Raw genomic sequence first — 14,858 nt, forward strand, 5'->3', positions numbered from 1 at the left:
GCCATGGAAAGCTTCTTCGGCACGCTCAAGGCTGAATACTTCCACCTGAACGAGTTTGCCAGCGTGGACGAGCTCAAGACCGGACTAGCGCGCTACATCCGCTACTACAACCACGACCGTATCAAGCTCAAACTAAAAGGGCTGAGTCTTTCGTGGGGCTTTTTCTATTCCTGCGTGGGGATCGCTTGACGGCTTGTCGGCATTTTTCTGACGTTCGATGGTGGAAGATTGCGCCGGGGAGTTCCCGGCGATTTTTATCACTCAAAGAATTTGATGCATCCGCTCAATGCGACTGGACTTCGATCTCAGGGTTTCCCCCTAAACTCCATGCGTGACGCCGCTCCCACAAGCATCCGCCTGATGGCGCGACGCCCGCGACTAACACCAATAAGGGGATTCTCATGAAGATCAAGCAACGTATCGCAGCTGTCGCCGCCCTCGGCGCGCTTTCCGCGCTGTCGGTATCGGCCTTTGCCGCACCGGCCAAGTTCGACGTTTACAGCGGTGGCCAGCGCGTGACCGATCAACGCGATCCCTACACGGATGGTGCCCGCGCCAACGATAAGCGCGATGTCTACACCGACGGCGCGCGCGTGACCGACCCCCGCAGTTCCTTCAGCGACGGAGCCTGACCGGGCTCGTCTCAACCGGATCCGGAGAAGCCCGCAGCCAGCGGGCTTTTTCTTTTGGGGGGGAGCGCTGGGCAAGGGCTGTGCGCTAGTCGTCAAGTCAAAAGTCCTTGTACCGGGCATATCGCCATTGCTGCCCCGGGCGGCGCGATATACTGCGGCCTCACACTGATGAACAGAATGGAGAGAGGTATGCAGCAAAAAACCGTACTGACGGCCGATGACGTGAAGAAGTTGCTGGCGGCCGCCGAGGTCGAAGCCAAGGCCAACAACTGGGCCGTCACGATTGTGGTCGTCGACGACGGTGGCCATCCGCTCGGCTCGCTGCGCCTGGATGGCGTGGCCCCGATCTCGGCCTACATCGCCACGGAAAAGGCCCGCACGGCTGCGATGGGTCGTCGTGAGTCGAAGATCTACGAAGACATGATCAACAATGGCCGCTACTCGTTCATGACTGCGCCGCACCTGCAGGGCATGCTCGAAGGTGGGGTGCCTATCGTCGTGAACAACCAGGTCGTTGGCGCCGTTGGCGTGTCGGGCGTGAAGTCGACCGAAGACGCGCAGATCGCGCGCGCTGGCATCGCCGCGCTCGGTGTCTGATTGCACGGCGGATCGCACTGCGAATCCGCCAATGCAAAAGCCCCGCAGGCGCAACGCCTGCGGGGCGGTATAAAAAGGCGGCATGGCTGGCATCGGCCTGACAGGCAAGGGGTTTGGAAGTCTTCCCTGTCAGCGGTTTCCGATCGTCTGGCTACTGCCCAACACCCCTTGACGGGGTGGTCCCCACAAAAGACTGTCGATTATTTGGTCAGGATCAGCTTGCCGTAGCGCGTCACGCGCAGCGTGTAGACGTCGCCGTTATGCAGGATCGGCAGCGTCGTGGCGCCGCGCATGATGGCGTCCAGCGGGACGGCTTGCGCGGTCGTGCCTTCGGCCGGTGCATCGGTGCGCATCAGCGCTTCCAGGCGGGCGGGCAGACCGGCCACTGCCGACTTTACGGTCTCGATGGCCGACGATGCCGTCGATGGCTCGCGGCGCGCCTGCGAGGCAACTTCGACGCGGCGCAGGGACAGGCGGCGGCGCGTGACTTCACGCGGTTGCGACATCGGCAGGCTGATTGTGCTCATGGTCTTCTCCGTGGAAGCGCTTCACGTAGGGGAAGCGATGCGTGGTTCGTTACGATGAAAAAGATCATAAATGAGAATTGTTATCATTACAAGCGATCTTCACTAACCGTTACACCTGTGCGAAGGCAGTCACGAATGGACCGGATCGCAACATCGAAACCTGCTGTGACCCGAACAAAAAGGGCACCCGGTGAGGGTGCCCTTCTTGTTCGAGGCGGGGGAGATCAGTGCTTCGGTTCCGTGATGAAGCCGATCTTGCCGAGCCCGCCGTGCTGCGCGGCGGCCATGACTTCGGCCACGCGCTCGTAGCGGACCTCGCGGTCCGCGCGCAGATGCAGCTCAGGCTGCGGCTGCTGCTGCGCGGCTTCCGCGATGCGCTGATCCAGCGCGGTTGGGTCCACTTCCTGCTGGTTCCAGAATACCTTGCCCTGCGCGTCGATCGAGACGTTGATGTTCTGCGGCTTGGTGTCGTTCGGTTGGTTCGTCGCGCGCGGCAGATCGATCTTCACCGCGTGGTTGATGACGGGAATCGTGATGATGAAGATGATCAGCAACACCAGCATGACGTCGACCAGCGGCGTCATGTTGATCTCGCTCATCACCTCGTCATCGTCACCGTCGAGCGTGCCGAATGCCATGATGCGTTCCTTCTGGCGCGAGTGTCGCGCTTAGTTCTTGACGGCCAGCCGCACCGAGGCGTCGTCGGCCTGGCGGACGGAGGAGCTCGGGCGCACGCGGGCGCCGGTCACGAAGTAGGCGTGCAGGTCGTGCGCGAAGCGGTTCAGCTTGCTGATGACGCCCTTGTTGCCACGGCTCAGCGCGTTGTAGCCGAGCACCGCCGGGATGGCCACGGCCAGACCGAAGGCGGTCATGATCAGGGCTTCGCCCACGGGGCCGGCCACCTTGTCGATGGTCGGCACGCCCGAGGCGCCAATGCCGATCAGCGCGTGGTAGATGCCCCACACCGTGCCGAACAAGCCGACGAACGGCGCGGTGGAGCCCACCGAGGCCAGCACTGCCAGGCCCGACTGCATGCGCGACACGGCCTCGTCGATCGAACTCTTCAGCGAGCGGGTCAGCCAGTCGGAGATGTCGAGCTGGTCGTGCAGTTGCGGCTGGCTGGCGCGGTGGTGCTGCGCCGCTTCCTTGCCGGTCAAGGCCAGCGTACGGAACGGGTTGGCCTCGCTCGCGCCGAGCGTTTCCAGCGCATGGTCGAAGTCATCCGAGTGCCAGAAGCGCTTTTCCGCGCCATTCGCCATCTTCTTGAGGCGAACCAGATCCCACGCCTTGGTGAGGATCACGATCCACGACAACAGCGACATGACGAGCAGAATGATGGCGGTCGCTCGCATGACGAAGTCGCCTTGCGACCAGAGGTGGGAGAGTCCGAGGTCCTGCATGGTGGTTCCTGGTGTCAGTGTTTGTGAAAGATCGGAAAATTCCGAGAGATCAGTTCAGCTCGAAGTTGATCGGCTGCTGGGCGGTCACGGCCACGGCGCGGCCATTGTCCAAATACGGTTTGCAACGCATGCGCTGCACGGCATCTACCGCGGCCTGATCGAGTCGGCTCGAACCGCTCGACGTGACCACCGCAGTCTTGACCACGCGGCCGGACTCATCGGTAGTCAGACGCACGACGGCCTTGCCAGTTTCCCCCATTCGACGTGACTGCGACGGATAGGTCACTTGCGGCGGCGAACAGGCGATCTCGCCGATGCCGACGGCGCGCGGCGCGGTGTTGGCAGGTGCGGGCGGCGAGGGCGGCTCTGCAGGCGCCGGCGGGGCAGGGGGTGCCGGCGGGGCCTCGATGGCCGTCGGCGAGGGCGGCAGCGAGGCCACGGGCTCCGGGGTCGGCTGCGGCTTCGGCGGCGTCGGGCGCGGCGTCACCACCTTCACCTGCTTCGGGGGCGTCTGGGGTTGCGGCTTGGGCGGCTCCGGCGCCGGAGGCTGCTGGGGCGGCTCCATCGGGATGATACGGGCGATGATCTCAGGCGCGATGACCGCTTCGGTCAGTTTGCGCCCCAGGCCACTCTGGATCAGGTAAAGCAGCCCGACGTGAAACAGCAGGACAGCAACAGTGATCTTGAGGAAACGTTGATCGAACATGAGATACGACAGGGTATTCGTAATGGGCAGGCGGCGCGCGTCTGTACTCGCTCACTTGCGATAGAACAGGATTAGCGAGATGCCACATCCGACCAGCAGGCTCAATAGCAATTCCATGATAACGCTCCTGATGTACAGCCACGTGAACCGGGGAAAACCGTGAAACGGGGTTGCTGGGGAGCGCCACTCTTGGGCAGCGTAGCGGCACAGTATAAACGATAATGATTCTTATTTGTTGCGCATTGTGCAATGCAATCGTCGATTTACGATATCCCGTTGTGCGAGGTGGCTGCGTGGGCGCCCGCGCGTGGGCGGGGTGTCGGCAATGCCCCATTGGCGGTAAACCGCGCTAGGATGGAAGAAAGCAGCGTGATAACAGCGTGACAAACATCGGCAGCCTGGTGCAGGTGGCGCCCCCGCGGTCCGGACGCCGCCAGCCCAAGCGAAGGGAATGGCCATGGACTTCACCCGTTTTGCTGAAGACGACCGCTCGACGCTCCTGCGTGCCGCGCCCGGCGTGGCGGGAACCTCGGCCCTGGACTGGATGTGCGCCCAGTTTGCGCTGCGCGTGGTCTGCGCACTGGGCCCGCGCTTCAACCTGCGCAGCAATATCAACGATGTGCTGACGGTCAGCGCCCAGGAAATGGTCTGGCCGTATGGCGTGGTGCTGCGCGTGCAGCGCTTCCTGTCTGCACGCTGCGCGGACATGCCTGCCTGGAAGGGCGCTTCGCGGCTGACCCCTGAGGAGTTTCTCGAGCGGCATGGCCAATGGAACAGCGCCTTCGACGAAAGTGCGCTGTTTTACTATCTCGATGAGTACGTGAAGCACCACGCCAAGGACATGTTCGCCGTGTTCGATGCGTCGGCCGCCGCGATTGCCTCCCGGCTCAATGGCGAGCGCGTGCTGCTGGTGCGCAACATCGACATGCTCAGCCATGTGCTCAACCTGCCCGAGCATGAACGCAAGCTGCTCCTTTATGCCGCGCTGGCCAAGTACAAGCGCGACCTGCGCGCGGTCATGGTCGACTGCAAGGTCGCGCACAGCCAGGAGGCGTTCCAGATCCTGGCCGGCCTGACCGGCGCCAGCCCCGCCGATATCGCTGTTTCACTACGTCCCGGCTCGCGGCTCGAAACGCTGAACCTGATCGAGCAGCCGCTGCCCGAAAACAGCGTGACAGACCTTGGCGACCTGATGCGCCTGTCCGATCGCCTGCTGCACGTGCTGCTCGGCAACTACGCCTGCGAGGCGGAGATGATGGCCGTGTTCACGCGGCCCGCCGCGCCGCCGACGCTGGGCACGAGCGACTATCCGCATGTGGAGACCGATGCGCGCTACCTGTCCGCGCTGCTCGGCAACGCCACGCGCCAGAACGCCGCTGGCGTGAACGTGCTGATCTATGGTCCGCCGGGCACTGGCAAGACCGAGTTCGCGCGGCTGCTGGCCCGCGAGGCGGACTGCGAACTCTACGAGGTCGATTGCTTCGACCGCGACGGCAATTCGCTTTCGGGCAAGGACCGCTATCGCTCCCTGCAGGTTTCGCAGGCCTTCCTGCGCGGACGGCCGCGGACGGCCTTGTTGTTCGATGAGGTGGAAGACGTGTTTCCGGGCAGCGCGCGCGAGCTGATGAGCCTGTTCGGGCAGGAGGATACGCGCGGCTCGGTCAACGGCAAGGCGTGGGTCAACCAGACGCTCGAACAGAATCCGGTGCCGGTGATCTGGATCTCGAATTCGATCCGCCAGATCGATCCCGCGTACCTGCGGCGCTTCCAGTTCCACCTGGAATTAAAGATTCCGCCACCTCTGGTGCGCGAGAACATCATCCGCAAGCATCTGGGCGGGCTTGATGTCAGCGATGCCTTTATCGCCACGCTGGCCGCGCGCAAGACGCTGACGCCGGCGCAGGTGCAATCGGCGGCGCGCTTTGTAGAGCTGGCGCGCAGTGACGTCGACGAACCCGTGGAGGCGTTGATCCTGCGCCAGCTGGAACACGCCGACCGCGCGATGGGGCTGCGCCCCGAGGCCGAGGCGCGGCCCGTGGTCACGCGCTATCGGCTCGACAACCTCAATATCGAATCGCGCTATGCAGTGGAGAAGATCGTCCAGGCGCTCGGCGCGCGCCAGCGCGGTACGCTGTGTTTCTATGGGCCGCCGGGCACCGGCAAGACGGCGCTGGCCGAACACATCGCGGCGGAACTGGACCTGCCGCTGATGATCCGGCGCGCGTCCGACCTGATGAGCAAGTACGTCGGCGAGACGGAACAGCAGATCGCCGCAATGTTTGCGCGCGCAGAAGAGGACGGTGCGGTGCTGTTGCTCGACGAAGCCGACAGTTTCATGCAGAGCCGGCAGCAGGCGGTGCGCAACTACGAGGTGTCGGAAGTCAACGAAATGCTCCAGGGCATGGAGCGTTTCAACGGCATTTTCCTCTGCACGACCAATCTGTTCGACCGGATCGACGAGGCGGCGCTGCGCCGGTTCTCGTTCAAGATCCGTTTCCTGTCGCTCAAGCCGCAGCAACGCGTGACGATGTTCGTGGATGAGGCACTAGAGGGCGATCCCGCGCGCATGACCGAGACGATCCGGCACGAACTCGATTCAATGGATTGCCTGACGCCGGGCGACTTCGCCACCGTCAAGCGGCAGTCGGTGGTGCTCGGCGAAGCGCTGACGCCGGACGAGTTTCTGGCGCAATTACGACAGGAACACGCGATCAAGCCCGAGGTGCGGCATCACAAGCCGCTGGGGTTCTTCCAATAGCCGGCAGGCGCCGCTGGTATCAGAGCGGCGGGGCCGGCTCGATCACTACGGTTTCTGCGAGGGTATCCACGTTCAGCAGCGTCGCGGCCATTGCGCGCAGGTGCGCGGCGTCGCGCGTAGACGCATAGCGGTCTTGCGGCACCGTATCGGGTGCGGCGGCGAGGTCGTGTTCGGCGAGCTTGCGCGCCAGTTGCCGGGCGATGGCGCTGCCGGTGTCCACCAGCGACAGGCGGTTGCCGACCATCGCGCGGATGGTGTCGGAGAGAAACGGATAGTGCGTGCAGCCGAGCACCAGCGTATCGGCGCCGGCGTCCAGCATGGGGGTCAGCAGGGTATCGAGCCGCGCACGTACCTCGGGGCCGGACACATCGCCTTGTTCGATGCGGGCGACGAGGTCAAGGCCCGGCGCGCACAGATAGCGGCTTTCGCCTTCCAGCGATGTCAACAATCGATTGAATTTGGCGCTGCGCAGCGTGTTGGCCGTGGCGAGCACGCCCACCACCTTGCTGCGGCTGGCCGCCGCGGCCGGTTTCAGGCCGGGTTCCACGCCGATGATCGGCAGTGGCAGCGTCTCGCGCAGGGTTTGAACGGCGTGCATCGTCGCGGTATTGCAGGCAATGACGAGCGCCTTGCAGCCCTGTGCCACCAGCCATTCGCAGACTTGCAGCGTGCGCGCCTCGACGAAGCGCTCGGGCTTTTCGCCATACGGCGCGTAGCGCGAGTCGGCCAGGTAGAGCAGCGACTCATGCGGCAGCAGCGCGCGGATTTCGCGCAGCACCGAGAGGCCGCCAAGGCCGGAATCGAAAACGCCAATGGGAGAGGGATTCACGGAAGGGAGGAGGGTGGCGCTCCCCCTCTATATAGATATAGAAGGGGAGCGCCGGCAGGGCTGCAGCCCTGCCGGTTATGCCGCAGCGACCGGAATCTTGCCGATCTTGGCTTGCCACTCGGCGGGGCCGGTCTTGTGCACCGACGTACCCGAGCTGTCCACGGCCACCGTCACGGGCATGTCCTTGACGTCGAACTCGTAGATCGCTTCCATGCCGAGGTCTTCGAAGGCCAGCACCTTGGCGCCGCGAATCGCCTTCGACACCAGGTAGGCCGCGCCACCCACGGCCATCAGGTAGGCCGACTTGTGCTTCTGGATCGATTCGATTGCCACGGGGCCGCGCTCGGCCTTGCCGATCATCGCGATCAGGCCGGTCTGGGCCAGCATGGTCTCGGTGAACTTGTCCATGCGGGTCGCCGTGGTGGGGCCGGCCGGGCCGACCACCTCGTCACGCACCGGATCGACCGGGCCGACGTAGTAGATCACGCGGTTGGTGAAGTCGATCGGCAGCGATTCGCCCTTGGCCAGCATGTCGGCGATGCGCTTGTGCGCGGCGTCGCGGCCGGTCAGCATCTTGCCGTTCAGCAGCAGCGTCTGGCCGGGCTTCCACGAAGCGACTTCCTCGGGCGTCAGCGTGTTCAGGTCCACACTCTTCGAAGTTTCGGTGTTCGGCGCCCATTCCACCTGCGGCCAGGCCGACAGGTCCGGGGCTTCCAGCTTGGCCGGGCCGCTGCCGTCCAGCGTGAAGTGCACGTGGCGCGTGGCCGCGCAGTTCGGGATCATCGCCACGGGCTTGGAAGCCGCGTGCGTGGGGGTGGCCATGATCTTGACGTCGAGCACGGTGGCCAGCCCGCCCAGGCCCTGCGCGCCAATGCCGAGCGCGTTGACCTTTTCGTACAGTTCCACGCGCATTTCCTCGACCCAGTCCTTCGGGCCGCGGGCGATGATGTCCTGAATGTCGATGGACTCCATCAGCGATTCCTTGGCCATCAGCATGGCCTTCTCGGCCGTGCCGCCGATGCCGATGCCCAGCATGCCGGGCGGGCACCAGCCGGCGCCCATGGTCGGCACGGTCTTCAGCACCCAGTCGACGATGGAATCGGACGGGTTCAGCATCACGAACTTCGACTTGTTCTCGGAGCCGCCGCCCTTGGCCGCGACCTGGATGTCCACGGTGTTGCCCGGCACGACCTCGTAGTGGATCACGGCCGGCGTGTTGTCCTTGGTGTTCTTGCGGGCGCCTTCGGGCGGGCTCACGATCGACGCGCGCAGCACGTTGTCCGGGTGCGTGTAGCCGCGGCGCACGCCTTCGTTGATCATGTCCGACAGGCCCATCGTGGCGCCATCCCAGCGCACGTCCATGCCCACCTTGACGAAGATCGTGACGATGCCGGTGTCCTGGCAGAGCGGACGCTTGCCCTCGGCGCACATGCGGCTGTTGGTCAGGATCTGCGCAATCGCATCCTTGGCGGCCGGACTCTGCTCCAGCTCATAGGCACGGCCCAGGCTGGTGATGTAGTCCATCGGGTGGTAATAGCTGATGTACTGCAGCGAGTCGGCGACGCTCTGGATGAGGTCTTCTTGCTTGATGACGGTCATTTTTGTGGGGAGGGCAGCGGTGAAACACAGCCCGGGATGATACACCGTGGCGGCGCCGGCTGCGGGAATGCATACAGCCGTCGACACCAGGAAAGCGGCACCAGAAGTGGCGAATACGCCACCAGGTGCGCGGGGAAGTGTCAGTGCGACTGCTGCGGCACGTGGGGTTGGGACACCATGCGGTCCACCCAGGCCATGGCCAGTGCCGAGGCCAGAAAGGCCACGTGGATGATTACCTGCCACATGATGGTGTGGTGAGAGCGCTGTTCGGCGTCGATGAAGGTCTTTAGCAGGTGGATCGACGAAATGCCGATCAGCGCCATCGACAGCTTCACCTTCAGTACGCCGGCATTGACGTGGTCGAGCCACTCGGGCTCGTCGGGGTGGTTGTCGATGCCCAGGCGCGAGACGAAGGTCTCGTAGCCACCCACGATCACCATGATCAGCAGGTTGGAGATCATCACCACGTCGATCAGGCCGAGTACCACCAGCATGATCTTGGTCTCGTCGAAGGTGGTGACATGGGACAGCAGGTGCCAGACCTCGACCAGGAAGTGATAGACGTAGACGCCCTGCGCGACGATCAGGCCGAGGTAAAGCGGCAGCTGGAGCCAGCGCGAAGCGAAGATGATGCGGGGGATGGGGCGGAGCGGGGTGTATGACATGGGGTGCGCAGACGTGAGGTAAATGTCATCAGACAATCAAAGGCGGGGCTGATTGTACCTTGTGCGTCCCACGGTCCGGATGACAGGTTTGCGCTGCGTGGCGTGCCGGTGCTAGCCTAGTAGAGCCGGCTGCACTTGTGGCCAGTTTGCGCCCCCGCTCCCTCCGATCTGATTTGCTGCATTGCAGCACCTCTGCGCCATCGCGCATGGTGTTCCGTCAGGTTTAAGTAAGCCGCCGGGCGTACCTTCCAGCCAAAAGCAAGCAGTCCTAAGTCAAACAGGAGACAAGCCATGTCGGCCATCGAATCGGTGATGCAGGAGCATCGCGTTTTCCAACCCCCTGAGTCGTTCGCCAAGACGGCGGCCATTCCCAGCATGGCGGCCTACCAGGCCCTGTGCGACGAGGCCGAGCGCGACTACGAGGGTTTCTGGGCGCGCCACGCCCGCGAACTGCTGCATTGGGACAAGCCGTTCACCAAGGTGCTCGACGAAAGCAGCGCGCCGTTCTACAAGTGGTTCGAGGACGGCCAGCTCAATGCCTCGTACAACTGCCTGGAACGGAATATCGAGCAAGGACTTGGCGACAAGATCGCCATCGTCTTCGAGGCGGACGACGGCACCGTGAGCCGCGTCAGCTACAAGGAGCTGCTGGCCAAGGTCAGCCGTTTTGCGAATGGTCTCAAGGCGCTCGGCATCAAGAAGGGCGACCGCGTGGTCATCTACATGCCGATGTCAGTGGAAGGCGTGGTCGCCATGCAGGCGTGCGCGCGCATCGGCGCCACCCATTCGGTGGTGTTCGGCGGATTTTCGGCCAAATCGCTGCAGGAACGGCTGGTTGACGTGGGTGCCGTGGCGCTGATCACCGCCGACGAACAGATGCGCGGCGGCAAGGCGCTGCCGCTCAAGGCCATCGCCGACGAAGCCCTGGCGCTGGGCGGCTGCGAGGCTGTCAAGCACGTGGTGGTCTATCGCCGCACCGGCGGCAAGGTGGCCTGGACCGAAGGCCGCGACCGCTGGATGGAAGACGTCTCCGCCGGCCAGCCCGACGCCTGCGCCGCCGAACCGGTGGATGCGGAGCACCCGTTGTTCGTGCTCTACACGTCGGGATCGACGGGCAAGCCGAAGGGCGTGCAGCACAGCACGGGCGGCTACCTGCTGTGGGCGCTGATGACGATGCGCTGGACCTTCGACATCAAGCCGGACGACCTGTTCTGGTGTACCGCCGACATCGGCTGGGTCACCGGCCACACCTATATTGCGTACGGCCCGCTGGCGGCCGGCGCCACGCAGGTGGTGTTCGAGGGCGTGCCGACCTTCCCGAACGCCGGCCGTTTCTGGGACATGATCCAGCGCCACAAGGTCAGCATCTTCTACACGGCGCCGACGGCGATCCGCTCCCTGATCAAGGCCGCCGAGGCCGACGAGAAGATCCACCCGAAGCAGTACGACCTCTCCAGCCTGCGCCTGCTGGGCACGGTGGGCGAGCCGATCAACCCGGAAGCGTGGATGTGGTACTACAAGCACATCGGCGGCGAGCGTTGCCCGGTGGTCGACACCTTCTGGCAGACCGAGACCGGCGGCCACATGATCACGCCGCTGCCGGGTGCCACGCCGCTGGTGCCGGGCTCGTGCACGCTGCCGCTGCCGGGCATCATGGCGGCCATCGTCGATGAAACCGGGCAGGACGTGCCGAATGGCAGTGGTGGCATCCTGGTCGTCAAGCGTCCGTGGCCATCGATGATCCGCACGATCTGGGGCGACCCGGAGCGCTTCAAGAAGAGCTATTTCCCCGAGGAACTGGGCGGCAAGCTGTATCTGGCTGGCGATGGCTCGATCCGCGACAAGGAAACTGGCTACTTTACGATCATGGGCCGGATCGACGACGTGCTGAACGTGTCGGGCCACCGCATGGGCACGATGGAGATCGAATCGGCGCTGGTGGCGAACCCGCTGGTGGCCGAGGCCGCCGTGGTCGGCCGCCCGGATGACATGACGGGCGAGGCGATCTGCGCCTTCGTCGTGCTCAAGCGCTCGCGCCCGACCGGCGACGAGGCAGTGAAGATCGCCACGGAGCTGCGCAACTGGGTCGGCAAGGAGATTGGACCGATTGCGAAGCCCAAGGACATCCGCTTTGGCGACAACCTGCCGAAGACCCGTTCGGGCAAGATCATGCGCCGGCTGCTGCGTTCGCTGGCCAAGAACGAGGAAATCACGCAGGATACGTCCACGCTCGAGAATCCGGCCATCCTCGATCAGCTGAAGCAAGCGCAATAAGCGCCCCCGCCCGTGCGGGTTTCCTCCCATCCGATGCCGGCCGCGTGCCGGCATTTTCTTGAGTTCGCCCATGGCTGATGCCCAGTCGCGCTTCCGGCGCCGGCTGTTGCTCTATTACGGCCTGTTCACGCTCGGGCTGTTCGGCTTCATCGGCATGATGGGGCTGCTCGAGCATTCCAACGCCGACGCGCTGTGGCTCGGCTATGTCTTCCTGTTCGTCACCATTGCGATCTATGCCTGCATCGGCCTGATCTGCCGGACCTCGGATCTCAACGAGTATTACGTGGCGGGGCGACGGGTGCCGGCGCTGTTCAATGGCATGGCCATCGCCGCGGACTGGATGAGCGCGGCGTCGTTCATCGGCCTGGCGGGCATCCTGTTTGCCTCCGGCTACGAGGGGCTGGCCTATGTGATGGGATGGACCGGCGGCTATTGTCTGGTGGCGTTCCTGCTGGCGCCGTATCTGCGTAAATATGGCGGATACACGATCCCGGACTTCCTCGCGGCGCGCTACGGCAACGGCAAGCCCGGCGGCAACCTGCCGGTGCGGGCGATTGCGGTGCTCGCGGCCTCGCTGTGCTCGTTCGTCTATCTGGTGGCGCAGATTCAGGGCGTGGGGCTGATCGTCACGCGCTTTATCGGCGTGGAGTTTGCCGTGGGGGTGTTCTTCGGGCTGGCGGGCATTCTGGTCTGCTCGTTCCTGGGCGGCATGCGCGCGGTCACGTGGACCCAGGTGGCGCAGTACATCATGCTGATTGTGGCGTTTCTGCTAACCGTGTCGATGATTGCGTGGAAGCATCATCGCGACGCGCTGCCGCAGGTCAGCTATGGCTCGCTGCTGGGTCAGATCGAGCAGGCCGAGCGGCGGCTCGAGCGCGATCCGGCCGAGCGGCAGGTGCGGGAGCTGTTCCGCCAGCAGGCGGTGATGTTGCAGGAGCGCATCGCGCGGCTGCCGCAGTCATTCGCCGAAGAACGGCGCGTGCTGGATGAGCGGCTCCAGGAGCTGCGCACGCGCAATGCGCCGCTGCGCGAGATCAAGAGCGTGGAGCGGGAGCGGCTGGCCTTTCCCGTGGATGTGGCCGACGCCCAGCAGCAGTGGAGCCAGATGCGGGAGGAGGCGCTGGCGCGCAGCCATGTCGCCACGCCATCGACCGAGCCCTACCCGGCGGCGTCCGAGGCGGAGCGGAAGACCAAGCGGCTCAACTTCGTGCTGCTGGTGTTCTGCCTGATGCTCGGCACGGCCAGCCTGCCGCACATCCTGACGCGGCTGTACACCACGCCGTCGGTCCGGGAAACGCGCAATTCGGTGGCCTGGGCCGTGTTCTGCATCGCGCTGCTCTATGTGTCGGCGCCCACGCTGGCGGCGCTGGTCAAGGCCGAGTTCTTCCAGCATCTGGTTGGCACGCCGTTCGCGGAGTTGCCGCAATGGGTGGTGCAATGGCGCAAGGTGGACCCGCCGGTGTTCGGCATCCGGGATGTGAATGGCGACGGCATCGTCCAGTGGGCGGAAATCCTGATCCAGCCGGACATGATCGTGCTGGCGGCGCCCGAGATCGCCGGGCTGCCGTACGTGATCTCGGGCCTGGTGGCGGCCGGTGCGCTGGCGGCGGCGCTGTCCACGGCGGACGGGTTGTTGCTGACGATTGCCAACGCGCTCTCGCACGACGTCTACTACCACATGATCGACCGCCAGGCGAGCCACCAGCGCCGCGTGACCACCGCCAAGATCGTGCTGCTGGCGGTGGCGCTGTTCGCCTCCTACGTGACCTCGCTGCGGCCCGGCAACATCCTGTTCCTGGTGGGTGCCGCCTTCTCGCTGGCAGCATCGAGCTTCTTCCCGGTACTGGTCCTGGCCATCTTCTGGCGACGGACCACCGCAGCAGGGGCGGTGGCGGGCATGGCCACCGGCCTGGGCGTGGCGGTGTACTACATCTTCGTCAACTACCCGTTCTTCACGAAGATGACAGGGATTTTCGGCAACCGCTGGTTCGGCGTGGACCCAATCGCCTCCGGCGCCTTCGGCGTGCCAGCCGGGTTTGCCGTGGCCATCCTCGTCAGCCTGGTCACGCCCAGAAACGCCCCGGTCATCGACCGGCTGGTCAATTACCTGCGAAAAGGCTAGGGCGGGTTACGTCCGCGTCACCGGAGGGGGCTGGACAGCCCGAACGGCTCTGCTATAATCGCCGACTTCCCGGAGAGATGGATGAGTGGTTTAAGTCGCACGCCTGGAAAGCGTGTATAGGTTAATAGCCTATCGGGGGTTCGAATCCCCCTCTCTCCGCCAGTTTCCTTTGTCCTATCAGGACATCCCTTGTCCTATCAGGACTTGTGGCCGATTTCCTCCGGCCACCGCTCTCGGCAATAGCCCCTTCCCCCAAGCTCGCATCGCGACCCAGTGACCCGGAGGTCTCCGGTAGCGTTCGCCTCAATTCGGCCAGCGCGTGGCCGGTGCATTATTTCCCAGACATACCGAGCGCGAGGCTTTGAGTCTTCTGTAGCGTTGTCGCCATCGTCGGCTAGGGTGCGGCTTCCGTGAAGCGTCCACGCGTTCGTCGATGACAACGTCCGGCTTTTGTGCGAGCGGCTTGTTGGCGTGCGAAGGGAACCGGCGTGGGCGACGAGTGGGCTTTTCAGCGGTTCTGCCTCGCGGCAGCGGTTCAGCAGCCGGCGCCGGACCGGGCTACCATACCGTGACCAACCGTCCGAGGAGTCCGCATGTCCAAGGAAAAATCCGGCGTCGCCTTTCCCACGCTGATCGCCTTTGCCGTGGCCGGCATGGCTTTCGCCGCGTCCATGATCCTGGCCTACTACGCCACGCATCCGCAGCGCATCACGCGACAATAAAAAAAAGCGGCTGCCACTTGCGCGACA

The 14,858-nt window shown here is 64.4% G+C and carries 14 protein-coding genes and 1 tRNA gene; 8 read left to right on the forward strand and 7 right to left on the reverse strand.

Translation table 11 applies throughout. The features are described from left to right. The 3 genes from KHO18_RS22025 to KHO18_RS22035 all read left to right on the forward strand — a co-directional run. Positions 1-189: IS3 family transposase (locus KHO18_RS22025; RefSeq protein WP_211943907.1), on the forward strand; the 189-nt coding region annotated here is incomplete at its 5' end. Positions 190-401: 212 nt separating this feature from the next. After that, positions 402-632, forward strand: a complete 231-nt coding sequence (locus KHO18_RS22030) for a hypothetical protein (protein ID WP_144201916.1) — start codon at positions 402-404, stop codon at positions 630-632. Between the two features lie 189 nt (positions 633-821). Continuing rightward, a complete protein-coding gene (locus KHO18_RS22035; RefSeq protein ID WP_144201914.1) occupies positions 822-1,229 on the forward strand; it encodes a heme-binding protein in 408 nt (135 codons plus the stop codon). Between the two features lie 200 nt (positions 1,230-1,429). Here KHO18_RS22035 and KHO18_RS22040 read toward each other — a convergent pair whose 3' ends face one another. The 4 genes from KHO18_RS22040 to KHO18_RS22055 all read right to left on the reverse strand — a co-directional run bounded on the left by KHO18_RS22040 (position 1,430) and on the right by KHO18_RS22055 (position 3,862). Continuing rightward, entirely contained in the window at positions 1,430-1,756 is a 327-nt protein-coding gene (locus tag KHO18_RS22040; protein WP_144201912.1) for a hemin uptake protein HemP, read from the reverse strand. 224 nt (positions 1,757-1,980) lie between these two features. Then, on the reverse strand, positions 1,981-2,394 hold the full coding sequence (locus KHO18_RS22045) for an ExbD/TolR family protein (protein ID WP_144201910.1): 414 nt from the start codon (positions 2,392-2,394) through the stop codon (positions 1,981-1,983). Positions 2,395-2,424: 30 nt separating this feature from the next. Continuing rightward, entirely contained in the window at positions 2,425-3,156 is a 732-nt protein-coding gene (locus KHO18_RS22050; protein ID WP_144201908.1) for a MotA/TolQ/ExbB proton channel family protein, read from the reverse strand. Between the two features lie 49 nt (positions 3,157-3,205). Beyond that, positions 3,206-3,862: an energy transducer TonB gene (locus KHO18_RS22055; protein ID WP_144201906.1), complete on the reverse strand. Its 657-nt coding sequence runs from the start codon at positions 3,860-3,862 to the stop codon at positions 3,206-3,208. A gap of 457 nt (positions 3,863-4,319) precedes the next feature. Here KHO18_RS22055 and KHO18_RS22060 point away from each other — a divergent pair, with 457 nt between their 5' ends. Further along, the gene (locus KHO18_RS22060) at positions 4,320-6,620 is read left to right on the forward strand and encodes an AAA family ATPase (protein ID WP_144201904.1); all 2,301 of its coding nucleotides are present in this window, start codon (positions 4,320-4,322) and stop codon (positions 6,618-6,620) included. A gap of 19 nt (positions 6,621-6,639) precedes the next feature. Here the strand turns inward: KHO18_RS22060 and murI are convergent, their stop codons facing one another. The 3 genes from murI to KHO18_RS22075 form a co-directional block, all read right to left on the reverse strand. Further along, positions 6,640-7,449 carry a glutamate racemase gene (gene murI, locus KHO18_RS22065; RefSeq protein WP_211943908.1) on the reverse strand — a complete coding sequence of 270 codons (810 nt, stop codon included), beginning with the start codon at positions 7,447-7,449 and terminating at the stop codon, positions 6,640-6,642. 75 nt (positions 7,450-7,524) lie between these two features. Then, the gene (locus KHO18_RS22070) at positions 7,525-9,048 is read right to left on the reverse strand and encodes a fumarate hydratase (RefSeq protein WP_144201900.1); all 1,524 of its coding nucleotides are present in this window, start codon (positions 9,046-9,048) and stop codon (positions 7,525-7,527) included. A 140-nt stretch (positions 9,049-9,188) separates the two neighbouring features. After that, complete coding sequence (locus tag KHO18_RS22075) at positions 9,189-9,713, reverse strand: TIGR00645 family protein (protein WP_144201898.1); 525 nt, start codon at positions 9,711-9,713, stop codon at positions 9,189-9,191. 291 nt (positions 9,714-10,004) lie between these two features. Here KHO18_RS22075 and acs point away from each other — a divergent pair, with 291 nt between their 5' ends. The 4 genes from acs (at position 10,005) to KHO18_RS28665 (ending at position 14,831) form a co-directional block, all read left to right on the forward strand. Further along, on the forward strand, positions 10,005-11,987 hold the full coding sequence (acs, locus tag KHO18_RS22080; protein WP_144201896.1) for an acetate--CoA ligase: 1,983 nt from the start codon (positions 10,005-10,007) through the stop codon (positions 11,985-11,987). Between the two features lie 70 nt (positions 11,988-12,057). After that, positions 12,058-14,109, forward strand: a complete 2,052-nt coding sequence (locus tag KHO18_RS22085; RefSeq protein ID WP_144201894.1) for a VC_2705 family sodium/solute symporter — start codon at positions 12,058-12,060, stop codon at positions 14,107-14,109. A gap of 71 nt (positions 14,110-14,180) precedes the next feature. Then, positions 14,181-14,271, forward strand: a tRNA-Ser gene (locus tag KHO18_RS22090). Between the two features lie 431 nt (positions 14,272-14,702). Then, entirely contained in the window at positions 14,703-14,831 is a 129-nt protein-coding gene (locus tag KHO18_RS28665; protein ID WP_280527768.1) for a hypothetical protein, read from the forward strand. Positions 14,832-14,858 lie beyond the last annotated feature (27 nt).

This window comes from Cupriavidus campinensis (assembly GCF_905397395.1).
In the GTDB taxonomy this organism is placed as follows: Bacteria; Pseudomonadota; Gammaproteobacteria; order Burkholderiales; family Burkholderiaceae; genus Cupriavidus; species Cupriavidus campinensis.

What these genes read in the sequence shown, in the direction of transcription:
- KHO18_RS22030 (WP_144201916.1), top strand. Translation starts at nt 402, where the DNA reads ATGAAGATCAAGCAACGTATCGCAGCTGTCGCCGCCCTCGGCGCGCTT.
- KHO18_RS22035 (WP_144201914.1), top strand. Translation starts at nt 822, where the DNA reads ATGCAGCAAAAAACCGTACTGACGGCCGATGACGTGAAGAAGTTGCTG.
- KHO18_RS22040 (WP_144201912.1), bottom strand. Translation starts at nt 1,756, where the DNA reads ATGAGCACAATCAGCCTGCCGATGTCGCAACCGCGTGAAGTCACGCGC.
- KHO18_RS22045 (WP_144201910.1), bottom strand. Translation starts at nt 2,394, where the DNA reads ATGGCATTCGGCACGCTCGACGGTGACGATGACGAGGTGATGAGCGAG.
- KHO18_RS22050 (WP_144201908.1), bottom strand. Translation starts at nt 3,156, where the DNA reads ATGCAGGACCTCGGACTCTCCCACCTCTGGTCGCAAGGCGACTTCGTC.
- KHO18_RS22055 (WP_144201906.1), bottom strand. Translation starts at nt 3,862, where the DNA reads ATGTTCGATCAACGTTTCCTCAAGATCACTGTTGCTGTCCTGCTGTTT.
- KHO18_RS22060 (WP_144201904.1), top strand. Translation starts at nt 4,320, where the DNA reads ATGGACTTCACCCGTTTTGCTGAAGACGACCGCTCGACGCTCCTGCGT.
- KHO18_RS22070 (WP_144201900.1), bottom strand. Translation starts at nt 9,048, where the DNA reads ATGACCGTCATCAAGCAAGAAGACCTCATCCAGAGCGTCGCCGACTCG.
- KHO18_RS22075 (WP_144201898.1), bottom strand. Translation starts at nt 9,713, where the DNA reads ATGTCATACACCCCGCTCCGCCCCATCCCCCGCATCATCTTCGCTTCG.
- acs (WP_144201896.1), top strand. Translation starts at nt 10,005, where the DNA reads ATGTCGGCCATCGAATCGGTGATGCAGGAGCATCGCGTTTTCCAACCC.
- KHO18_RS22085 (WP_144201894.1), top strand. Translation starts at nt 12,058, where the DNA reads ATGGCTGATGCCCAGTCGCGCTTCCGGCGCCGGCTGTTGCTCTATTAC.
- KHO18_RS28665 (WP_280527768.1), top strand. Translation starts at nt 14,703, where the DNA reads ATGTCCAAGGAAAAATCCGGCGTCGCCTTTCCCACGCTGATCGCCTTT.